This is a genomic window from Chryseobacterium ginsengisoli (genome assembly GCF_039542325.1).
GTDB classification, from domain to species: domain Bacteria; phylum Bacteroidota; class Bacteroidia; order Flavobacteriales; family Weeksellaceae; genus Chryseobacterium; species Chryseobacterium ginsengisoli.
The window spans coordinates 778,888-801,893 of record NZ_BAABHX010000003.1 but is presented as its reverse complement, the minus strand read 5'-3'; the positions used below and the strand labels follow the sequence as shown (position 1 = coordinate 801,893).

Annotated in this window: 24 protein-coding genes; 5 read left to right on the top strand and 19 right to left on the bottom strand. The window is 35.1% G+C overall.

Annotated features, from left to right (window positions below):
* Window positions 1–2: 2 nt before the first annotated feature.
* The 18 genes from ABD940_RS12975 to ABD940_RS12890 all read right to left on the bottom strand — a co-directional run bounded on the left by ABD940_RS12975 (window position 3) and on the right by ABD940_RS12890 (window position 16,221).
* A complete protein-coding gene (locus tag ABD940_RS12975; protein WP_345204552.1) occupies window positions 3–689 on the bottom strand; it encodes an SMUG2 DNA glycosylase family protein in 687 nt (228 codons plus the stop codon).
* Window positions 690–692: 3 nt separating this feature from the next.
* The gene (locus tag ABD940_RS12970) at window positions 693–1,427 is read right to left on the bottom strand and encodes a DUF4241 domain-containing protein (RefSeq protein ID WP_345204549.1); all 735 of its coding nucleotides are present in this window, start codon (window positions 1,425–1,427) and stop codon (window positions 693–695) included.
* 148 nt (window positions 1,428–1,575) lie between these two features.
* Window positions 1,576–4,071 carry a phenylacetic acid degradation bifunctional protein PaaZ gene (paaZ, locus tag ABD940_RS12965; RefSeq protein ID WP_345204547.1) on the bottom strand — a complete coding sequence of 832 codons (2,496 nt, stop codon included), beginning with the start codon at window positions 4,069–4,071 and terminating at the stop codon, window positions 1,576–1,578.
* A gap of 56 nt (window positions 4,072–4,127) precedes the next feature.
* A complete protein-coding gene (locus ABD940_RS12960; RefSeq protein WP_345204544.1) occupies window positions 4,128–4,955 on the bottom strand; it encodes an alpha/beta hydrolase in 828 nt (275 codons plus the stop codon).
* Window positions 4,956–4,975: 20 nt separating this feature from the next.
* Window positions 4,976–5,569, bottom strand: coding sequence for an acyltransferase (locus ABD940_RS12955; protein ID WP_345204542.1), 594 nt, complete (start codon window positions 5,567–5,569; stop codon window positions 4,976–4,978).
* A gap of 45 nt (window positions 5,570–5,614) precedes the next feature.
* Complete coding sequence (gene pcaF, locus ABD940_RS12950) at window positions 5,615–6,820, bottom strand: 3-oxoadipyl-CoA thiolase (RefSeq protein WP_345204539.1); 1,206 nt, start codon at window positions 6,818–6,820, stop codon at window positions 5,615–5,617.
* 61 nt (window positions 6,821–6,881) lie between these two features.
* Window positions 6,882–7,136 carry a hypothetical protein gene (locus ABD940_RS12945; protein ID WP_345204536.1) on the bottom strand — a complete coding sequence of 85 codons (255 nt, stop codon included), beginning with the start codon at window positions 7,134–7,136 and terminating at the stop codon, window positions 6,882–6,884.
* Window positions 7,137–7,203: 67 nt separating this feature from the next.
* Window positions 7,204–7,617, bottom strand: a complete 414-nt coding sequence (locus ABD940_RS12940) for a PaaI family thioesterase (protein ID WP_345204533.1) — start codon at window positions 7,615–7,617, stop codon at window positions 7,204–7,206.
* 2 nt (window positions 7,618–7,619) lie between these two features.
* Window positions 7,620–7,934: a hypothetical protein gene (locus tag ABD940_RS12935; RefSeq protein WP_345204529.1), complete on the bottom strand. Its 315-nt coding sequence runs from the start codon at window positions 7,932–7,934 to the stop codon at window positions 7,620–7,622.
* A 102-nt stretch (window positions 7,935–8,036) separates the two neighbouring features.
* Window positions 8,037–9,170 carry a 3-hydroxyacyl-CoA dehydrogenase NAD-binding domain-containing protein gene (locus tag ABD940_RS12930; protein ID WP_345204526.1) on the bottom strand — a complete coding sequence of 378 codons (1,134 nt, stop codon included), beginning with the start codon at window positions 9,168–9,170 and terminating at the stop codon, window positions 8,037–8,039.
* Between the two features lie 81 nt (window positions 9,171–9,251).
* On the bottom strand, window positions 9,252–10,052 hold the full coding sequence (locus ABD940_RS12925) for an enoyl-CoA hydratase-related protein (protein ID WP_345204523.1): 801 nt from the start codon (window positions 10,050–10,052) through the stop codon (window positions 9,252–9,254).
* Between the two features lie 60 nt (window positions 10,053–10,112).
* Window positions 10,113–10,577: a 1,2-phenylacetyl-CoA epoxidase subunit PaaD gene (gene paaD / locus ABD940_RS12920; RefSeq protein WP_345204520.1), complete on the bottom strand. Its 465-nt coding sequence runs from the start codon at window positions 10,575–10,577 to the stop codon at window positions 10,113–10,115.
* An 80-nt stretch (window positions 10,578–10,657) separates the two neighbouring features.
* Window positions 10,658–11,407, bottom strand: a complete 750-nt coding sequence (gene paaC / locus ABD940_RS12915) for a 1,2-phenylacetyl-CoA epoxidase subunit PaaC (protein ID WP_345204517.1) — start codon at window positions 11,405–11,407, stop codon at window positions 10,658–10,660.
* Window positions 11,408–11,496: 89 nt separating this feature from the next.
* On the bottom strand, window positions 11,497–11,778 hold the full coding sequence (paaB, locus tag ABD940_RS12910) for a 1,2-phenylacetyl-CoA epoxidase subunit PaaB (protein WP_034679196.1): 282 nt from the start codon (window positions 11,776–11,778) through the stop codon (window positions 11,497–11,499).
* Between the two features lie 105 nt (window positions 11,779–11,883).
* A complete protein-coding gene (gene paaA / locus ABD940_RS12905) occupies window positions 11,884–12,822 on the bottom strand; it encodes a 1,2-phenylacetyl-CoA epoxidase subunit PaaA (protein WP_259110624.1) in 939 nt (312 codons plus the stop codon).
* A 74-nt stretch (window positions 12,823–12,896) separates the two neighbouring features.
* Entirely contained in the window at window positions 12,897–13,982 is a 1,086-nt protein-coding gene (locus ABD940_RS12900) for a 2Fe-2S iron-sulfur cluster-binding protein (protein ID WP_345204508.1), read from the bottom strand.
* Complete coding sequence (locus ABD940_RS12895) at window positions 13,979–15,298, bottom strand: phenylacetate--CoA ligase family protein (RefSeq protein WP_345204505.1); 1,320 nt, start codon at window positions 15,296–15,298, stop codon at window positions 13,979–13,981. The genes ABD940_RS12900 and ABD940_RS12895 overlap by 4 nt, the downstream gene beginning before the upstream one ends.
* 344 nt (window positions 15,299–15,642) lie before the next feature.
* A complete protein-coding gene (locus tag ABD940_RS12890) occupies window positions 15,643–16,221 on the bottom strand; it encodes a TetR/AcrR family transcriptional regulator (RefSeq protein ID WP_345204502.1) in 579 nt (192 codons plus the stop codon).
* 511 nt (window positions 16,222–16,732) lie between these two features.
* Here ABD940_RS12890 and clpB point away from each other — a divergent pair.
* Window positions 16,733–19,327 (top strand): ATP-dependent chaperone ClpB, encoded by a 2,595-nt coding sequence (gene clpB, locus ABD940_RS12885; protein WP_345204500.1) that lies wholly within the window; start codon window positions 16,733–16,735, stop codon window positions 19,325–19,327.
* 131 nt (window positions 19,328–19,458) lie between these two features.
* Here clpB and bamJ read toward each other — a convergent pair whose 3' ends face one another.
* Entirely contained in the window at window positions 19,459–20,163 is a 705-nt protein-coding gene (bamJ, locus tag ABD940_RS12880) for a BamJ family beta-barrel-assembly machinery protein (protein WP_345204498.1), read from the bottom strand.
* 191 nt (window positions 20,164–20,354) lie between these two features.
* Here bamJ and ABD940_RS12875 point away from each other — a divergent pair, with 191 nt between their 5' ends.
* The 4 genes from ABD940_RS12875 to ABD940_RS12860 are packed head-to-tail and all read left to right on the top strand — an operon-like array spanning window position 20,355 to window position 22,998.
* Window positions 20,355–20,912: a hypothetical protein gene (locus tag ABD940_RS12875; RefSeq protein WP_345204495.1), complete on the top strand. Its 558-nt coding sequence runs from the start codon at window positions 20,355–20,357 to the stop codon at window positions 20,910–20,912.
* Between the two features lie 33 nt (window positions 20,913–20,945).
* The gene (locus tag ABD940_RS12870) at window positions 20,946–21,596 is read left to right on the top strand and encodes a hypothetical protein (RefSeq protein WP_345204493.1); all 651 of its coding nucleotides are present in this window, start codon (window positions 20,946–20,948) and stop codon (window positions 21,594–21,596) included.
* Window positions 21,575–22,360: a sensor histidine kinase gene (locus tag ABD940_RS12865; protein ID WP_345204490.1), complete on the top strand. Its 786-nt coding sequence runs from the start codon at window positions 21,575–21,577 to the stop codon at window positions 22,358–22,360. Before ABD940_RS12870 ends, ABD940_RS12865 begins: the two co-directional genes overlap by 22 nt.
* Window positions 22,357–22,998 (top strand): response regulator, encoded by a 642-nt coding sequence (locus tag ABD940_RS12860; RefSeq protein ID WP_345204488.1) that lies wholly within the window; start codon window positions 22,357–22,359, stop codon window positions 22,996–22,998. The genes ABD940_RS12865 and ABD940_RS12860 overlap by 4 nt, the downstream gene beginning before the upstream one ends.
* The last annotated feature ends 8 nt before the right edge of the window (window positions 22,999–23,006 follow it).

Here is a 23,006-nt window from a genome sequence, read left to right as displayed (position 1 = left end):
ATTTATTTTTTCAAAGCTAAAATATATTTGTCTATATACAATTGCTTCTCTTTCAATTTGTACTGTTGAATGTATCTTGGATGCTCAAGAACCGTCATTTTTTCAAAGAGGCTGGCTTCTTGGTTTAATTTTGAAATAAAATCAGCATTTTTCTTTCCTAAAATAAAGACTTCCGATGTGTCGAGGTTTAAACTGATATGCTTTTTTAAAGAATCAATCATAAAATTTTTCACCTCATTGAAAAGCACCTTGTCATCATAATAATTGGCATTGATCCAGCTTCCTTTTGATTTTCTGACAATCGCCAAAGGAAATGGTGAATTGATGTAAATATCTTTGTAAAATTCATCAGCTCCACCATAATCAGCGATCATATCATAGATGAAAACAGAGGAAATTTCATGTGTGTAAGCGGTTTTCATTTTAATTCCGCAAACGCTTTCCAAACGTTTTGTATCTGTGAAAGGAACGCCCGTAACTCCGGCTCCGTGACGACTCGGATTGATTCCGACAATGAATTTCCTTTGGTTTGAATCATCATAATATTTATGATAAAACTTCTGCATGACTTCCATGGTTTCAGGATTATCCAAATACGGATTCAAAACCTGAAAATCATCAGGAAGATTTCCGGAATATTGTAGGTTTTTGTTAAACTCAATGACCTTTTCAGCAAAAGTTTTATTCATAGATTATTCTGCGTCTTCTTCGTCTCCTTCTTCACTTAAAGCCAATTCAACATCAATGAACTGAATGTACAAACCGCAAATTTCCCCATTGGCATCGTAAGCAAAATAAACAGGATAAACACCGTCTCCGAAACCACTTGCAAACATTGGAATCTGATATTCCGTATTCGGAACTTTCCAATTGATCCAATCTCCTGCATCTCTTTGATTTTTAGGATACTCTTTATAACTTTCTTCAAATAAATCTGCAAAATAATCGTCGTAAACGTTATCGATATTTGCTTCTTCGAAAAATTTATCTACGAAAGGAAGTACTTCCGCATCGGTAATACAACCTAAACCTGCATCCACTCCAAAACCGAAAAAATCATCTTCTGTAACGTCCTCCAATTCTTCGATTCCAACTAAGGCTTCCCTGTAAATAATAGGTTTTTCTTTAGTAAATTCCACTTTTACAACAGCATATCTGTCTCCCCAATCTTCAGATTTTACCACTGCAATTGCTACCGGAAAATCTCCTTTAGGAGCCTGAACAAAATAAGGTGATTGATTCGCATTCAAATCAACAAGCGGATCTCTCACCACTATTTTACCGGAAGGAAGGGAAACATTTCCAATTTCCATCGTTTCCATTTTTTGTCCGGAAATCTCTTCTAAATTGAAATAAGATTCCAAGTCTGTCGGGCAAGTAAGAATATCTTTTACCTCTTCGTACTTCTGCATCCAGTTTTCGTTCATTGCTTTTTATTTTATGATTTAATTTAAGTTTGAAAATAAGGAATAAAAACAGACACATCAAATATCAGTAAGTCTTTAACAAAAGATTATAAAAAATCCCTTTCAGTAAAAAACCAAAAGGGACTATAAATTTATATTTTATTTTGAATTAAATCAATCCAAACTGCTCAAAATGATGTGTAAAATGTTTTTTATGCATCAGTTCCCACATTTCTTTATTCAACTTTCCGAAAACAAAATTCATGTGTTCTGCCTGTGGATTTTCTTTGTAATAAATTGAGAATTTCTTCAGATTATCTAAGAAGGATTGTTTGGCAACTTCTAAATTTTTATGTTTTAAGTCCGGTAAAGAACCGTCTGCATTTAAAAATGGAGCTAGAAAATCTTTCGGCATTTTTCTATGATTGTAAAGAGAATCCTGATATTTTTCAAGATGTTCTTCTGCAGTGAAACATTTGTCTGCTTCCGGTTCGCCTAAACTTAGTAAGACAGTATGCTCAAGATGTTCTATCATTTGCTGAGGAGACATTTTTCCCCATTTTGACTGAGTACTTTCCGTCAAACCATTCAACGTTTTCTGAACATTTTTTAAATTCAAATCAATAAAAGGAGAATGTTTCGCCACCAATGTTAAAATTGTAGCCACACAAACCACCTCATCTCTTTGATTCACAACTTCAACCAACCATTTTACAACTCCGGAAGGAATATTTCTTCCTTTTACTCCACGATTGATTTTTTCTTTCGCCGTTAAATAAACCGTAATCGTATCCCCTGCATAAACCGGTTTGAAGAATGAACAATTTTCCAATCCATAATTCGCAATAACCGGTCCTTTTTTACCTGAAACGAACAATCCCGCCGCCGCAGAAAGGATGAAATATCCGTGAGCAACGGTTTTATCGAAAATCGTTCCCGTTAAGCTCGTTGCATCTGTATGTGCGTAGAAATGATCCCAAGAAACATTAGAGAAATTCACGATATCTGCATCAGTTACCGTTCTTCCTGCTGTTTCCAGAGAATCTCCAACTTCTACTTGCTCGAAATATTTCTGGAAAGGATGTTTATCTGCAAATTTTTTCTCTGCTCCTTGTTGATATACTTTTGTAATTGCCGTCAAAATATCCGGAGAACCTTGAATCGCCGTTTTTTGAAGAAAAAAATGAAGACCGCTCAAACCGCCCATTTCTTCACCGCCACCTGCTCTTCCTGGACCTCCATGCATTAATGTAGGAAGTGGAGAACCGTGACCTGTACTTTCTTTCGCATTGTCTCTGTTTAATACGAAAATTCTACCGTGCTGAGAAGCCATTTTCCATGAAGTTTCTGCCACGAATTGATCGTCGTGAGAAATGATAGATCCTACCAAACTTCCTTTTCCTCTTTTTGCCAACGCTGCCGCTTCTTCTGCGTCTTTGTAAGGCATCAACGTAGAAACCGGACCAAAAGCTTCGACATCGTGAGAGATATTTTTTGTAAACGGAGAATCATTTAAGAACAATTTCGGACTCATAAATGCTCCATTTTCATAGTCTGCATCTACAAGCTCATGTTTTCCATCGTAAACAAGCTCTGTTTCTGTTTTTAAGATATTTATTTTTCTAAGAACCTCATCGTACTGTTGTTTTCCAACCAAAGAACCCATTCTTGTATCTCTACTTAATGGATTTCCTATTTTAGTTTGATCTAAAGCTTTAGATAAAGCATTCTGAACATCTCCAATTAAATTTTCAGGAACAATGATTCTTCTGATTGCCGTACACTTTTGTCCGGCTTTCGTTGTCATTTCGTTACGAACTTCTTTAATGAACAAATCAAACTCAGGAGTTCCCGGTTTTGCATCCAATCCAAGGATCGAACAGTTTAAAGAATCTGCTTCCATATTGAAACGAACAGCATTTCCTGAAACAGAAGGTAAAGATTTTAATTTTCTACCTGTTGTCGCAGAACCTGTGAACAATACAGAATCTCCATCCTGAACGTAATCCAAAATATTTCCCGGTTCACCGCAAACCAATTGAAGCGCGCCTTCCGGAAGAACACCGCTTTCAATCATATCCTGAAAAACCGCATTCGTTAAATAAGAACCATAAGGAGATGGTTTTACAATCGAAGGAACGCCCGCCAATAAAGATGTTGATAGCTTTTCCAACATTCCCCAAACAGGAAAATTGTAAGCATTGATTTGTACAGAAACCCCTTCACTCGGAGTCAAAATGTGAGTTCCCAAGAAAGTTCCGTTTGCCGAAATTTTCTGAGTTTCCCCATCTACCCAAAACGGTGTGTTCGGAAGCATTCTCTTTGCCAAACCTGAATATGTGAAGAATGTACCAAAACCTCCCTCAATATCTACCCAAGAATCTGCATGAGTTGCTCCTGTTTTATATGATAATTCGTAATATTTTTTCTTTCTTTCTAAAAGGTAAAGTGCCACTTTTTTCAACATTTCTCCACGATCGTAGAACGTCATTGAAGAAAGATTTTTGTAACCAACTGTTCTTCCATAGTCAAGAGCTTGTTCAAAATTCAGACCTTCTGTATCGGAAACAGCGACTTGCTCTCCCGTCACAGCGTTGTACAAAGGAATTCCGTTTCCAGTACCTTCGATCCATTCGCCGTGAATATAGTTTTTTAACTTTTCCATATAGTTTTTAATTTAATAATGTATCAAGTACATTTTTAGATTGTTATATTTTAAATTTACTTTGGTTCTTTATAAGGAAACATTTTCACCAAACCTTCATACAAACTTCTGTGGAGAATTGTTGCGTGATTGTCTAAATCCATCATTTTATATTCTACCGCCCAGTTTTTCTTATTTGATTTTTTAAGAACATCAAATAAATCCTGAGCATCTTTTACCATCACTTTATGCTCTCCTTTCCCCACAGAGACATAAATAAATTTCTTAGTATCGGGAATTTTAGATAATAACAGATTTGCCTGTTTCAAAAGACTTTCATCATCCCACCATAAACTCGGACTGATGATAAAATAATTATTGAACATTTCAGGCTTTTTCAATAAAATTTCTGTTGCTAAAAGTCCGCCAAGAGATTGACCGAATAAGTACTTATCAGTTGTTTTAAATTGACTTTCAACATAAGGTTTTAATTCTTTTTCAAGGAAATCGATGAATTTATCTGAATGTCCTGTTGTAGGATAATCTTTTTGTAAATCTTTTAAATCGGTATGAAAGGTAAAGTCTCTCTTTCGGTCAATATTAGCAATTCCAACCACAATTGTTTCCGGCATGGAATACATTTGATTGAAAAATTGAACTAATCCCGTAACGTGAATAAAATCTTCATTCATACTTCCATCTAAAAGATAGATGATCGGATAAGATTTTGTTTTATCGAAATTTTGTGGAAGATAGATGTTTAATATTCTCTCTTCATTTAAAATTTTTGACTTTAATGTTCTGATTTCTCCAATTGTTAATGGTTTTACATTTTCAGTCTGGGCGAAAACCATTAATTGAAATGCAAATAGAAGACTGCAGAAAATGAGAATTTTTTTTAACATATTTAATTTTGTGTGGTAATTTATTTCACGTCATCCCAAATGCTGTAATCAACAACTTTCGTAGGAATCTGCTGAACATATTCTGTAAACGGTTCGCAAGGCAGAATCGCTTCTTTTCCTTCTCTTGCCAATTCCTGATATAGTTTTGTTCCTTCTGTTTTCCATTTAATCATTTCATCAGAAACATCACGAATGATTTTTGCAGGACTTCCCACGATTAATTTTCTTGCATCACATTTGAAATTTGCAGGAACAAAAGCCAAAGCTCCGATGATACATTCATCACCGATTACGGCTTTATCCATCACAACTGAATTCATTCCAACCAAACAGTTTTTCCCAATGTGTCCTGAATGAATAATTGCACCGTGACCGATGTGTGCACCTTCTTCTAAAATTGTTTCAATACCCGGAAAAACGTGAAGTGTACAGTTTTCCTGAACATTTGCACCGTCTTTAATGATAATTTTACCCCAGTCTCCACGAATTACCGCATTGGGACCGATATAAACTTCTTCGCCGATTTCAACATTCCCGATAATCACTGCCTGTGGATGAACGTAAGCGGAAGGTTTGATGATGGGACGAATTCCGTGATATGAGTAAATATTCATAATTTTAATTTAAAAATTTGAGAATGAGCTAATTTGAAAATTGATTTAGACTTTTTCAATTACCATTGCATAACCTTGTCCGACACCGATACAAAGGGTACACAGTGCATATTTTTTATCTTGTTTTTGAAGCTCCATTGCGGCAGAACCGATGATTCTAGCTCCTGAAACTCCAAGTGGATGACCAATTGCGATAGCTCCGCCGTTTGGATTCACTCTTGAATCATCATCTTTTAAACCTAAACTTCTAGTTACTGCTAAAGATTGAGCAGCAAACGCTTCATTCAATTCAATAACATCTATATCATCTAAAGAAAGATTCAGTCTTTTTAATAATTTCTGAGTTGCTTCAACAGGTCCGATTCCCATTATTCTTGGTTCAACACCTGCAACGGATGATCCCAAAATCTTAGCTTTTGGTTTCAAACCATATTTTTTCACGGCTTTTTCACTTGCTAGAATTAAAGCAGCAGCACCATCATTCATTCCTGAAGCATTTCCTGCCGTTACCGTTCCTTCTTTTCTGAAAGCCGGACGAAGTTTTCCTAATCCTTCCATTGAAGATGTCGGTTTGATGAATTCGTCTTTATCGAAAATTTTTAGATCGCCTTTCTTTTGTGGAATTTCAACTTTTACAATCTCTTCTGCTAATCTTCCGCTTTCCTGAGCTTTTGTAGCTTTTTGCTGAGACCAAAGAGCAAATTTATCCTGATCTTCCCGGCTGATATTGTGCATATCTGCTAAGTTTTCCGCAGTATCTCCCATTCCGTCAACTCCGTATAATTCTTTCATTTTGGGATTAATAAATCTCCATCCGAAAGTCGTATCAAACATCTGACTATCTCTGCCAAAAGCTGTACTTGGTTTCGACATCACATAAGGTGAACGTGTCATATGCTCTACTCCTCCTGCAATGTAAATTTCACCTTCACCAGAAGCAATCGAACGGAAAGCATTTGCAACCGCCGACATACCCGAAGCACAAAGTCTGTTTACGGTTTCACCTCCGATTTTGTACGGAAGTCCAGCCAATAAAAGTCCCATTCTTGCTACATTTCTGTTATCTTCACCTGCTTGGTTTGCGCATCCGAAAATAACATCTTCAATTTCCTCAACAGGAACTTCAGGGTTTCTTGTTACGACTTCTTTAATAACAATTGCTGCTAAATCATCGGCACGAACTTCTGAAAGACCACCAGATAATTTTGAAATTGGTGTTCTTACATAATCTATGATGTATACGTTGTTCATAATGTTTTTAATATAATAATTTAGCAATGCTAAATTGACTGTTTATTTTTTATACCGCTTACTAATTTTTCAAAATTCCTTCATGCCAAGACATCCACAATAAATAATTATTAACTGTCTTAATTCCCTCTTCATCAATCCAAAAATGATTTTCTTTTAAATATTTTTCGGATAAGTTTTCAATTTCTTTGGATGTAAATTGTGAATGCTCAGATTTATTCCAAATGATATTGAAAGTATCAGTTCGCATATCTTCAAATTCTTTTAAAATTTCATCAAAATTTTCAAGATTATTATCTTCGAAATAACTTTTCATCTTTTTTCCATCAATGGAAAAAGTACTTGAAAACTTTTTTAAAATTTTATTCTTATCCAATTTATCTTTAAAGCTCTACTACTTTTTTTCCGATTTTATACACTGTTCCGACAAATTTTGCAATCAATTCTTCATTTTGATTCGTAATTTTAATGTCATAAACAGCGGTTTTTCTTGTATCGTTTACCAAGATACTTTCTGCTCTGAAAATATCGCCTTCTTTTCCGGCTCTGGTGAAATTGATTATACAATTCAATGCAACAGCCGCATCTCCGGTGTTGTTGGACGAAAATGCCAATGCAGAATCTGCAAAAGCAAACGTAACGCCTCCGTGAACGGTTTTTAACCCATTCAGCATTTCTTTTTTGATGGGCATTTCGAGTAAACAATAATTTTCTTTGATCTCGATCATTTTGATATTCATCCATTTGGAAAAATAATCCTGATCGAACATATATTCTGCAACCTGTCTTGGATTCATTTTTACTTTGTACTTGTTATTTCTTCATGTAATTCATCAACCAGTTTGTCATAAATACTCATGGTTTTACCAAGAATTATCTGCTCGTAAGTCAAATTTTCTGAACTTGATGGATTGTCGGATGGATAAGGAGCATTTAAATCAATACCATGTTCATTGGCTAATCTTCTGATAAGTCCACGATATTTGTCATTAAATTCACCTAATAATTCAAGCTTTTCATCATACTCATCCATCATGGTAAGTTCCTGAACTATATATTCTTTTTCAATCATGAGCCTTGTTTCTAATTCGGCTCTGAATCCATCTATATTCATATTTTTAATGTGAAAATTTAACAATGTAACAGTTTATCAATGAGATTCTTTGCTTTGCTCAGAACAACAAATAAATTGCTACATTGTTAGATTGATATATTGTTACATTTTACGCAGTAACGGGCTTTGTCTGTATCTTTCTTCCTGATATTCTTCGTAAAGATTCTGTAGAGTTTCGGAGATTTTTGCATATCCGATTTCTTTTCCCCAAGCTAATAATCCTTTTGGATAATTTACCCCTTTTTGCATTGCTAATTCCAAATCCTCATCACTGGCAACGCCTAATCTTTTCGCTTCAACTGCTTCATTAATCAACATTGAAATAATTCTTAAAAATATTTGTTGATAAAGTGCATCGTCTTTTTGAGCAACAGGTTTTTCCGCTCCTTCTGAATAATCATAGAAACCTTTTCCTGTCTTTCTGCCGTGAAGTTTTGCTTCCGACATTCTTTGTTGAAGAAGAGACGGTTTGTATTTTGGATCGTAGAAATATTCGTTGTAAACTGTTTTTGTGACTGAGAAATTAACATCAACACCGATTAAATCCATTAATTCAAAAGGTCCCATTTTAAAGTTTCCTAATGTTTTCATGGCATCATCTACTTGTTCTACAGTTGCAATGTTTTCTTCAACAATTCTTAGACCTTCGCCATAATAAGGACGGGCAATTCTGTTAACGATAAATCCGGGAATATCTTTAGCAATAACAGGAGTTTTGCCCCAATCTTTCATGAGATTGTAGATTTTTTCCGCTAAAGATTTTTCTGTTAATAAAGAGGGAATAACCTCAACTAAAGGCATCAAAGGAGCCGGATTGAAAAAGTGAATTCCGATGAAACGCTCCGGTTTTTGTAATTCCGCACCAAGAGAGGTGATGGAAATAGATGATGTATTGGAACCAATCACACAGCTTTCTGAAACGTGTTTCTCTAATTCTGTGAAAACTTTGGTTTTAATTTCTTTGTTTTCGATGATGGCTTCAATGATCAATTCACAATCCTTGAAGTCCTTCAATTCTGTAGCAATGGAAATATTAGCTAAAATTTCAGTCATTTTTTCTGCCGAAATTTTTTGTTTATCAACCAATTTGGTTAATGTTTTTTCCAAACCTACGGTTGCCCTTTCTACTTGTTTTGCGTTGGCGTCATACACCCAAACTTTGCATCCGTTCGTTGCGGCTACTTGTGCGATGCCGATTCCCATTGTTCCGGCACCGATAATTCCTACGTTCTTCATTTTTTATAGATGTTAGAAGCTAGAAGCTAGAAGCTAGACTTTTGCTAATTTCTAACCTCTAATTTCTAAATTCTATAATTTTTATCTTCCTTTATAATTAGGTTTTCTTTTTCCTAGAAAGGCACTTACACCTTCTTTAAAATCTTCTGTTTCTGCAGCTTCCTGCTGTAAATCTCCTTCCAGTTCCAATTGCTCTTTCAGCGTATTGTTGTAAGAAGCAGCGAATGCTTTTTTGGTTAATTTAAGTCCAACAGTCGGCATATTTGATGTTTTCTCTAAAATTTCCAGTGATTTAGAAGCGAATTCCTCTTCAGTAAAAACTTCAGCCACCAAACCATAAGATTTTGATTCTTCAGCAGATAATTTCTTACCTGTAAATGCCAAATAATTTGCCAATTGTCTTCCCAATAATTTCGGTAAGAAATACGTTCCTCCCGTATCTGGAATTAAACCAATATTTGAAAATGCCTGAGCAAAATATGCTTTATCAGAAGCTAAAACGAAATCACAAATCAATGCCAACATTGCTCCAGCTCCTACTGCAGGACCGTTTACCAATGCAACTACAGGTTTTTTGCAACGTGTAATTTCCGTAACCAAAGGGTTGTAATAATCTACTACAATCTTTCTGATGATATCATTATCATGGTGTTCGTTACCTTGAACAAACGCATCATCCAGATTTTGACCGGAACAAAAAGCTCTTCCTCTACCCGAAATGGCAACACATCTTACTGTTGGATCTTCGCTGCATTCTTTAATAAAATCTTTAAGATCTGATAAAGACGGCTTTGTAAGCGCGTTCATAGTTTCCGGCTGATTTAGGTAGGCAATTTTCAGTTTTCCGTCAAAATGCGTTTCAATATCAAGTTGTGTATACATATTAAATTGGTTATTAATAGGTTAATGTTAAAATGATTGTTTCTTTAAAGTTAATCATTTTTAATGACATTTAAAATAGTCAAAAGGCTCTAAACAGTCTAAACACTGATACGAAGCCTTGCATAATGTAGACCCGAATCTGCTGATCTGTTTTGAATGCATAGAACCACAACGCGGACATTTTTTCGGTTTCCCGATGTGATGTTCATCGGCTCCTTTTTCAGGAGGTGTGATTCCGTACACACGAAGTTTTTCTCTCGCTTCATCTGTCAACCAATCCGTCGTCCAAATCGGAAACATTTTGGTAACTACTTTCGCATCCCAACCGTTTTCTTTCATGATTTTCATGATGTCTTCCTCAATGGTAAACATGGCGGGACAGGCAGAATAAGTCGGCGTAATGATTACCTCACAAGAATTCTCGCTTGTAATTTTCGCTTCTCTTACAATACCTAATTCCACAATATTGATTACCGGAATTTCCGGATCGGGAACAAGTTCTAATATTTCTAAAGGATTTTTCAATTTCAAATCTAACAATTTAACAATATATCAACGTAACAATCATTGTTAGACTGTTAGATTGATATATTGGTACATTTTTCTTACCACGTACAACCCGGATACGCTCTCTGCATATACTGCAATTCACAAAGCATAAATCCGAAATATTCTGTATGATATCCTGTTCTAGATTTTGGCTGCATGAAAGGATTCGTAGGATATTCTAATTGAAAATCTGCAAAATCTTTCTGTGTAATCGCTAAAAATTCTTCGTAAAGAGCATCTGTATTTGGAGCAATATTTAAAGCCACCAAGTCATCTTCTCCTTCTGTTTTTGCGAATAAACCTTTTGTATATTCCCAGATATTTTCAATCGCTTTTTCTAAACGGGATTTACTTTCTTCTGTTCCCTGAGCGAAAATTTTCATCCAAGAAGCAGTGTGAGTGTAGTGGTATCTTACTTCTTTCAAAGATTTCTGAGCAATAGCAGAAAGTTCTTCATTCGTAGAATTTGATAATGCTTCGTACATCAATTTCTGATACACTGCGAAAACATAAACCTTTAAAATCGTATGAGCATAGTCTTCGTTTGGAAGTTCTGTCCAGTGCGCATTTACATATTCGTGTTCATATCTTAAAAATGCCAAATCATCTTCACTTTTTCCGTTATCGATCACTCTTGAAGCATAAACGTAAAAGTTATTTGCCTGACCAAGTTCATCCAACGCGATATTCGTTAATGCAATATCTTCCTCCAAATAAGGGCCTTCACCGCACCACGCAGACAAACGCTGTCCCATAATGAAACTGTCGTCTGCTAGTTTTAATAAATAATTATATAATGGGTTCATTGTTTAGTAGATTTCAGATTTCAGACATTAGATTTCAGATTGACAAAAAGTCTAGTATCTGATATCTTGCATCTTCAAATCTTTATTAATTACATATTTTTTACATCGTTTGGAATGTCGTAGAACGTTGGGTGACGGTACAATTTATCATCAGCCGGATCAAAGAATGCTTCTTTATCAATTCCTTCTGAAGTCACGATATATTTACTTGGAACAACCCAAACGGAAGTACCTTCTTTTCTTCTTGTATAAACGTCTCTTGCGTTCTGCAAAGCCATTTCTGCTGTTGGTGCCTGTACAATTCCAACGTGTTTGTGAGATAATCCCGGTTTAGTCTGAATAAACACTTCCCACATATCTAAATTTGCCATAAATAAAATTAAATTTAACAATGTATCAATGTACCAGTTTACCAATGAGATGCTTCGACAAGCTCAGCATGACAATGATTGTTACATTTTTACATTGGTATATTGTTATATTGAAATTTTTTCCTGTTTTTCTGCGAAAGCTGCCGCTGCTTCTTTTACCCAAGAATTTTCTCTTTGCGCTTTTCTCTTGGTTTCGATACGCTTTTTGTTGGCAGGACCATTTCCTTTTAAGATTTCCATGAATTCATCCCAAGGAAGTTCTCCGAAATCGTAGTGTTGTCTTTCCTCATTCCATTTTAAATCTTTGTCCGGAACTGTTAATCCTAAAAACTCAGCCTGAGAAACCGTAACGTCGATAAATCTCTGACGAAGACTATCGTTACTTTCTCTTTTTACTCTATAATTCATAGAAATTTTAGAGTTTGGCGAACTGTCGTCATTTGGACCAAACATCATTAAAGCCGGCCACCAGAAACGGTTTAACGAAGCCTGAGCCATTTCTTTCTGCTGTTTTGTACCACGACAAAGCGCCATCAAAATCTCGTAACCCTGTCTTTGGTGGAAAGATTCTTCTTTACAGATTTTCACCATCGCTCTTGAATAAGGACCGTAAGAATTCCCCATCAACATTACCTGATTCATGATTGCTGCACCATCAACCAACCAACCGATCGCGCCGATATCTGCCCAACTTAATGTAGGATAGTTGAAAATACTTGAATATTTTGCTTTTCCTTCCAACATATCGTCATAGGTTGCGTCTCTATCCGCTCTGATTGTTCCGTTTCCTAAGGTTTCAGTTGCAGAATAAAGGTATAAACCGTGACCTGCTTCATCCTGAACTTTAGCCAAAAGAGCCATTTTTCTTCTCAATGAAGGTGCTCTGGAAATCCAGTTGGCTTCCGGCAACATTCCGACAATTTCAGAATGTGCATGCTGTGAAATCTGACGAACCAATAGTTTTCTGTAATCATCGGGCATTACATCTTTTGGTTCTACTTTATTTTCGTCGTGTACGTATTGTACAAATTTTTCTAAATCCATAATTTTTGTATTAAAGTAAAATGTCGGTTGTACAACGTACTTTTTACATTATACATTTTACATTTTACAAAAAATTAAACATCATAATTAAGCATCACCACATTCGTTGTCGGGTGACATTGACAGGTAAGAACGAAGCCTCTGGCCACTTCTTCTTCGGTAAGCGCGTAGTTTTTCTCCATGAAAACTTCACCTTCTAAAACTTCGGCTTTACACGTACAACAAACTCCTCCTTTACACGCGAAAGGCACAGGAAGATTGTCTTTCAATGCTTTATCTAAGATACTCTCTTTTTTTGAATTCAAATGGAACGAATATTCATCATCATCGATGATTACGGTTACCATACTTTCGATGTTGGCAATAGCTTTGAATTCATCGCTCATTTCCTCCGTATTTTCTTCGTTTGGAGCAGTAAAATATTCAAATAAAACCTGAATTGCCGGCACTTTTTTATCTTTCTTCAAATAATCTGCGATTCCTTTAATCATTTCAGAAGGTCCGCAAATGAAGAAAGTCGATTCTTTAACATCGATATCTGTATATCTTTCAAACAACTGATCTAATTTTTCAGGAGAAATTCTTCCTTCAAAAATCGGGTCTTCATGCTGTTCACGGCTTACTAAATAAACAACTTTCAGTCTTCCGTTAAAAGTTTCAACCAACTTATCGATTTCAGCCTTTTTCATCACGTGATTCATGCTTCTGTTGCTGTAGAACAAATAAGCGTTCGAATTCGGCTCTTGATAAAGACTTTCTTTAATATTTGACAACACCGGAGAGATTCCGCTTCCTGCCGCCAAACCAACATACGTTTTCACGTTTGTCGGGTGATAAGACGTATTGAAACCGCCCATTGGAGGCATCACTTCAAGGATTTCGTCCATGTGAAGATGCTCATTGAAATAACCCGAAACTTTTCCGTTTTCCAATAATTTCACCAATACTTCCAGCGTGCTGCTTTTTTCACTTGGAGCATTGCAGATAGAATAAGAACGTCTCTCTTCGTTCCCGTTGATCATCATTCGGAAGTTAAGATACTGCCCCTGCTTGAATCTGAATTTATCTTTCAGCTCCTCAGGAATTTCAACGGCTACATTCACAGCATCGTTGGTATCTTTCTGAACCCTTACAGTTTTTAATTTATAAAATGAATTCATTTTGTTTTAAGTATTCTATTAATTTTTCCACCTTCGCACTTAGGCAAACTGTCCTGAGCATGAATTTTCACTTTCGTGGTTATTCCTACTCGTTTTTTTATTTCGTTTTCTATACTTTTTCCAAAGTTTCCGACAAAAATAGCATAATCATCGGTATTAATTTCAATTTGTTGTGCTTTCACAAATTCATCATCAATTTCCAGATCAATATCCAACGCCACACACATTTGTTCTTTTTCAATTGGTGTTAAATAATAATTCGGAACCACACCTTCCACATGAGAAAACGCTTCCTCAATCTGACTTGGATATACATTTACTCCTCTTACGATCAACATATCATCGGCTCTTCCAAGAATTGGTCGCATTTTCACCATTGATCTTTTTGAGTTTTCATCATAATAAAGACTGGTAATATCGTTTGTCCAGTAACGTAAAAGCGGCATCGCTTTTTTCGTTAAAGTCGTAATCACCAAAACGCCTTCTTCCCCAAAAGGAACGGGCTGTTTTGTAATCGGGTCTAAAATTTCAGGATAAAAATGGTCTTCCCAAATGTAAGAGCCTCCTTTTTCTTCAAAATCTTCCATTGAAACTCCAGGTCCGATAATTTCACTTAACCCATAAATATTGGTTGCATGAACACCTAATCTTTCTTCAATATGATGTCTTATAATTTCCGTCCAAGGCTCTGAACCTAAAACGGCATATTTTAAACTGATTTCGTCCGCAGAAACTCCACGTTTTGCAAATTCATCAGCGATTGTTAAAGCATAAGAAGGTGAGCAACAAATAACTTCAGGTTTAAAATCTATAATTAAATCAACCTGTCTCGTTGTCATTCCTCCCGAAATCGGAAGAACGCTCATTCCTAATTTTTCTGCTCCGTAATGTAATCCCAGTCCGCCTGTGAAAATTCCGTAACCGTACGCGTTATGCAACTGCATTCCGGGTTTCGCTCCGGCCGCATTCAAAGATCTTGCTACTACTTCGCTGAATAAATCAACGTCTTCTTTTGTATATCCTACTACCGTTGGTTTTCCCGTTGTTCCGCTTGAACAGTGAATTCTCTGTAATTCATTTTTGGGAACGGTAAATAATCCGAACGGATAATTGTCTCTTAAATCTTGCTTGTAAGTAATCGGAAGTTTCGTAATATCCTCAATCGACCTGACCTCTTGTGGAGATATTCCTGCTTCATTAAATTTTCCTTTATAAAAATCCGACTTCTCCTCAAGATAACCCACCAAATTCACCAATCTTTCCGACTGGAGTTTTCTCAATTGGTCGAGTTCTAAGTATTCAACTGAAAAATCCATATCTTAACTAACTAACATTTGTTAGGTAAATTTAAAAAGATTTTGTAAGCTGACAAAAATTTTCATGATTTTCATCATATTTTGAATGATTCTAAATAATTGATGGTAAGATTGAGGTTGAATTTAAGGCCGATTTTACGATGCTTTTGTCATTCAGAACTTAGCAAAGCGGAGTGAAATATCTATTTTTAATCTATTAATGATAGATTTCTCCTTCGTCGAAATGACAACTTGATGCATAATAACAACCACAAAGTTTGTAATTCAAAGCGAAACGAATTGGAGCATGGAATCTCTAATACTAAGTTTAGATCTTTCCTTCGTCAGAATGACAATGAGAGTGCTCATCTCTTCTGATTTCCCAACAACCCAAAAAGAATTTTATCCCTTATTTCATCAGTAATTTCAATAGTTGATTCAATGTTTCTTTTAAACCAGAAATATGAATTGTTTAAAGTATGAAGAATAAATCTTGTCGTAAAAGCAGATGATCTCAATTCCCAGTTTTCGGCTTTGTAAATTTCAGAAATCAATTCTTCAACTTCCTGTTGATAGTTTTTTCTTAATTCTACAAATTCGGGTAATCTTTCTTCCAAATGTTTCCATTCGTTGGAATAAATGTGAGTAACATCACGGTTTTTAAGAACAACCGATAAATGTTTATCAATAAAGAGATTCAGTTTTTCCTTTGGTGGAATATTGGTGTTTTTTACTTCTTGAAGTTCGTCAAAGAATTCCTGAGCGATGCCAAAACAAATCCATTCCAGAATTTCTTCTTTTGAGCGAATATGCGCATATAAAGAAGCCGCCTTAATATTGAGTTTTGTTGCCAAATCCCTCACAGAGCTGCCCATATACCCTTTCTCCTTGAAAAGTTCTACCGCAACGTCTAATATTTTTCTTTGTTTTTCTTTTAACTCCATCAGATAATCGCAAAAGTAATTATTTTGATTTTAATATTTTGATTTTGAGGGAATGATTTTTAAACGTGCAACTTCCATTACGTTGAGAACATTCTTCTTGTTATTCTGACGAAGAAAGAATCTAAACTTATTATTAGAGATTCTTCACTCCGCTTTGCTTCGTTCAGAATGACAGAGTGCAAATCTTCAAAGGATTAAAATGATTCATTATAAATATGACTGTTTTTCCATAATTTTTAATTCAAATTATCTAAATCGGAAAATTTGTCTTTCCTAAACGAATTAATAATACACATTTCGGAAATTTTGTCCAATATTTTTGAAAATTCAACAATTGAACGATTTTTGCGATATACCCATCAGAATTAAATGATTAAATAAGATTGAGGGCATCAGAAATTAGAAATCTGATTTTAAAAATTAACATTTATTTGAGTCTTATGGTCTGAAATCTGATGTCTAAAATCTAAAATTGAAAACTAGAAAATAAAGAATCAAAAATATACAAAATATGAACTTAAATCAATACACTGTAAAATCACAGGAAGCCATCCAAGCTGCGCAACAAGTTGCAATGGAATTTGGTAACCAACAAATTGAACCTCAACATTTACTTGAAGGAATTTTTCAGGTAGATGAAAATATATCACCCTTCTTATTAAAAAAGTCTGAAGCAGATGCTAATTTGGTAAGAGAACGCAACCGTGAAAATTTAGAAAAACTTCCAAAAGTACAGGGAGGAAATATTTACCTTTCACAATCAGCAAATAAAGTATTGCTTGATGCTCCCAACATCGCTAAAAAAATGGGCGATGAATTCGTAACGATCGAACATTTATGGCTTTCATTGTTAGAAACCAATTCTGAAGTTTCTAAAATGCTGAAAGATATGGGCGTAACCAAAAGTCTTTTGGAAGGCGGAATTAAAGAATTAAGAAAAGGCAGTAAGGCAACTTCTGCAAGTTCAGAAGAGACTTATCAATCTTTAAATAAATACGCTAAAAACTTCAATGAATTAGCAGCAGAAGGAAAATTAGATCCAGTAATCGGTCGTGATGAAGAAATCAGGAGAGTTTTACAGATTCTTTCAAGAAGAACGAAAAACAATCCGATCTTAATTGGTGAGCCGGGTGTTGGTAAAACTGCTATCGCAGAAGGAATTGCCCACAGAATCATCAGCGGAGATATTCCTGAAAACCTGATGGATAAAACGTTATATTCATTGGATATGGGAGCTCTGATTGCCGGTGCAAAATATAAAGGTGAATTTGAAGAGCGTTTGAAATCTGTTGTGAATGAAGTGATCAAATCAGACGGGCAAATCATTCTTTTTATCGACGAAATTCATACTTTGGTGGGAGCTGGAGGTGGTGAAGGAGCAATGGACGCGGCAAATATTTTGAAACCGGCTTTGGCAAGAGGAGAATTAAGAGCGATCGGTGCAACGACTTTAAATGAATATCAAAAATATTTTGAAAAAGATAAAGCGCTTGAAAGACGTTTCCAGAAAGTTATGGTGGAGGAACCGGATACTGAATCTGCAATCTCAATTCTTCGTGGAATTAAAGATAAATATGAAGCGCATCACAAAGTAAGAATCAAAGACGAAGCGATTATTGCTGCGGTGGAAATGTCTCAACGATATATTTCGGACAGATTTTTACCGGATAAAGCGATTGACTTGATTGATGAAGCTTCGGCTAAATTAAGAATGGAAATCAATTCAAAACCTGAAGAATTGGACGTTTTAGACAGAAAATTAATGCAGATGGAAATTGAATTGGCAGCGATTTCAAGAGAAGGAAATCAGACCAAAATTGACCATTTAAAAGAAGATATTTCGAAAATTTCTGAAGAAAGAAATGAAATTAATGCTAAATGGCTTAAAGAAAAACAAAAATCTGAGGATTTAACATCCATCAAAAAAGATATAGAATCTCTGAAACTGGAAGCAGAAAGAGCTTCAAGAGCAGGAGATTATGCAAAAGTGGCTGAAATACAGTACGGAAAAATAAAAGAAAAAGAAGATGCTTTGCAAAAACTGGAACTGGAGATGCAAAACCATCAGAATGAATTAATTAAAGAAGAAGTTACAGCCGATAATATCTCTGAAGTAATTGGAAAATGGACAGGAATTCCTGTGACAAAATTATTACAATCTGAAAGAGAAAAATTATTAAATCTTGAAACCGAACTTCATCACAGAGTTGTTGGACAAGACGAAGCAATCACCGCAGTTGCAGACGCGATCAGAAGAAACAGAGCGGGATTAAGTGATGATAAAAAACCAATCGGATCATTCTTATTTTTAGGAACAACCGGAGTCGGAAAAACAGAGCTTGCAAAGGCATTAGCCGAGTTTTTATTCGATGATGAAAACAATATGACGAGAATCGATATGAGTGAATATCAGGAACGTCATTCGGTGTCGAGATTAGTTGGTGCGCCTCCTGGATATGTTGGATACGATGAAGGCGGTCAATTAACTGAAGCGGTGAGAAGAAGACCTTATTCAGTGGTGCTTTTAGATGAAATTGAAAAAGCACATCCTGATGTTTTCAACACGTTGTTGCAAGTTTTGGACGATGGTCGATTAACTGATAATAAAGGCAGAGTCGTGAATTTCAAAAACTCGATTATCATTATGACTTCGAATTTAGGTTCACATTTAATTCAGGAGAATTTTGAAAATATTACTGATGAAAATCAGAATCAAATTGTTGATAAAACAAAAGATGAGGTCTTTGACTTATTGAAACAGACATTGCGTCCGGAATTCTTAAACAGAATTGATGAGGTGGTATTATTCCAACCTTTAAGAAAAAAAGAAATCGGAAAAATCGTAACGTATCAGTTGAGAGGATTCAATGATATGCTGGCAAAACGAAATATAATCATGACAGCAACACAAGACGCTGTAGATTATCTGATGAATAAAGGATATGATCCGGCTTTCGGAGCAAGACCGTTGAAGAGAGTTATTCAACAGGAAGTTTTAAACAAATTATCCAGAGAAATTCTTGCAGGAACAGTAAATGACGGTGACAGAATCACTTTAGATTATTTCGAGGAAACAGGTCTGGTTTTTAGACCTACAGAAAAGTAAGTAGTTTTTTTCATATATATTATTTTTGAAGAATTTCCGCAGACAAAAAAATCTGCGGAAATTCTATTTGTAATATATTAGCCGTAAAATAAGCAAACTCCATTGTAGCGACCTTACAATCAACAATATTTCTATTTTATATTCACTAATTCTACATCAAAAATGATGGTAGCTCCTGCGGGAATTGCTGGTCCGGCTCCGTTATCTCCATAAGCAAGATCCGAAGGAATGTAAAATCTGTATTTAGATCCTTTGCTCATAAGTTGGATCCCTTCTGTCCATCCTTTGATTACCGCGCCCAGATTAATATCCATTGGTGCGCCTCCGTTTTTGTCAGTAGAGTCGAAAACAGTTCCATCCAGAAGCTTTCCGGTATATTTTACCTGTACAACATCTGACGCTTTTGGTTTTGTTTTACCATCACCTTCCTGCAATACTTCATATTGTAAACCTGAAGCTGTCGTTTTCACTTTAGGATTACTTTTATTTTTTGTAAGAAAATCCAGACCTTTTTTCTTATTTTCATCTGCTTGTAGCCCCGCTACAGCTTGCTTTTTTTCATGTTGCTTCTGCATAAACTCCTGCATAAAGGCATCCATTTCTTCAGCCGGCATCAGCTTTTTTTTCCCATCCATTTCTTCTTTAATTGCCTGAGCCAAAAGATCTGCATCCACTTTGAAGCCTTCTCGTTTCATATTTTGAGCAATACTTAAACCTATATAATAAGAAGCTTTTTGGTCATCCGTGTATTTGCTATCTACTTTAGTTTCATCTTTCTTAGCACATGAAATACTAAATATTGCTATGCAAAATAATGCGATAGTCTGTCTTTTCATTTGAATAATTTATTGTTTATGATTAATGAATTAAATAATCGTGCAAATCTATCCAAATTCTTTATAATTTTAATTAAAATTTACAATCCGTAAAAACCCCATAAATAAATAGGAAAAATCCGTGTCGCAAGAACACATTTTTTACCGAAATTTGCATTACCAACTAACATTTCACTTATAAAACTAGCTTTATGAAAACAAACCCTAACTCAGACCATTTAGAAGTTGAAGCACTTGAGCTAAATTCAGTGCCAAACACAATGACATGTGACTTTATCCAGACTTTGGTAAATAATTACAGAAATAATCATTTAGCATTTGTAAAAGACAGATTGGGAATCGATGATGCACACTCTATCCATTTCGATTTAGCTACCCTTAAAAAATTTATTTCTGATATTGAAAATGAAACGCAGAAAACCAATCCTAATGTTACAGATCAGGATTTAGGAATCAGATTTTATTACGCGGCGTATCCAAAAGAAGATAACTGGGATATCATGAATGATACACCAATTGGAAAAGAATACGCAGAAAGACATACTTTAGTTTTAGTTCCTACCATGAAAGAGCAAGACGAAAACGGAGAGATGCTATCGTACGATTTTAATCCTATGAGTTCGACTTCAAATAATGGAGAAATACTGGCAATGGCTTCTGCAAGAAATGGAGGATTGCAGGGTGATGTTATTTGCCAAAATCATGGAAATCTTATTCCACCAGATAGCCCAAAAACAGAATCTTTTTAAATAAAATAAAATTTACATCTTAAAGATAACACAATGATAGAGTTCCAAAAAATGGCGCAAGAAGGAATGTTCTGGATGTTAGGACTTAGTTCCGTTATATCGGTTTTATACTATAATCGTATAAAAAATCAATATTGGAGATACTTTGTCTATTATCTGGTTTTTATTTTTCTTGCCGAAGCGATTGGAAAATGGGGAACCAGTATTGTAGACCTCAATAAGATTGGCTTTTATAATTATATCGTAATCCCGATAGAATTTATCTTTTTTTATTGGTTGTACGCTGCGAAATCTTTAAACAAGCCAAAACTTTTTATCGGATTATCTTTACTGTATGTGATTTCTTTTATTCCAAGTGAGTTATTTTTCACTTCAGCCCGTAAAGTAATGTATTCATTAAACTACACGTTAGGCTGTCTTATGCTTATGATTTTAGTAGTCATGGAATATTATAAACAAATTAATTCTTCTAATATTCTTGATTTTGATAAAAACAGAATGTTTTATATTAATTTAGGCGTAACTTTATTTTACATAGGAACGTTGCCATTCTGGACGTTCTTTGAATTGCTTAAGTCATATAGAGAAATTTATAACATTTATTATGCTACTTTTTTAGTATTAGGAGTTGTCATGTATTTATTATTCTCAATTTCATTCATATGGGGAAGACAGAGCTCTTAATAACGATTATTCTTTTCAACATATTTTTTGTGTTGTTTGTGGCTGCTATTATGGTTTACATCCGAAAATATAAGCAACGTAAAAAAGAATATTTAAATGAGATTGAAATAAAAAACGAAATTCACCAAAAAGAACTTCTTGCCACTCAATTGGAGATTCAACAGGCAACAATGCAGCAAATCGGACGTGAACTTCATGATAATATCGGACAGAAATTGACTTTAGTAAGCCTTTACACCCAACAGCTTTTATATGAAAATAAGGTTCCGGAAGTAAGCGAAAGAATAGAACAGGTTTCGCAGATTATCAATCAGTCTTTGCAGGATTTGAGAAGCCTTTCAAAAACTTTGACTGATGATAATATAAGTCAGAAGGAAATCGTAACTTTAATTCAGGAAGAAGTCGACAATACCAACAGTTTTAAAAAATGCATGGTAAGTTTTAAACACAACTTCGAACAGCTTGATTTGGGATTTGTACACAAAAATGTACTTCTCAGAATTACTCAGGAATTCATTCAGAACAGTATAAAACATTCAAAATGCAAAAATATTTTCATTAATCTGAATACTTCTGAAGAATCGCTTTGGGAACTGAATATTAAAGACGACGGCGTCGGATTTGATAAATCGAACACAAAATCAAACGGAATCGGTCTCACCAACATGAAAAACAGAGCCGAAATCATCGGGGCCAATTTCAGCCTTGAAAGTCAGAAAAATTTGGGAACTACGCTCAATATTATTTTAAAAAGACAGCCATGAAAAAAACGATAGTGATCGTTGATGATCACGTACTTATCGCAAAAGCTTTAGAAGGAATTATTGATAATTTTAAAGAATTTGAAGTCATTTACGTTGCCGAAAACGGTAAAGATCTCATTCAGAAATTTGAGAACAACAGCAAAATTCCGGATATTATTTTAATGGATATCAGTATGCCGATCATGGATGGTTTTGAAACTGTACTTTGGCTTAAAGAACATCATCCAAACATTAAAGTAATGGCTTTAAGTATGCAAGGCGACGATAAAAGTGTCATTAAAATGATCAAAAACGGAGCAAAAGGCTATTTACTGAAAAATACCCATCCAAAAGACCTTGAAAACGCTCTTACAAAACTGAATTCCGAAGGTTTTTTCTATCCGGAATGGGCATCCAAAATCATTTTTTCCAATATGAATAATGAAGATGCAGGAAATAATGTAAGAATTTCAGACCGCGAAAGAGAATTTTTAAGATACACGGTAACAGAACTGAGCTACAAAGAAATCGCTGATAAAATGTGCTGCAGCCCGAGAACGGTTGAAAGCTATAGAGATCAGCTTTGTGACAAATTAGATCTTAAAACCCGCGTTGGTCTTGCTGTTTTTGCCATTAAAAACGGTTTCGCGGAATCTTAATTTACAAA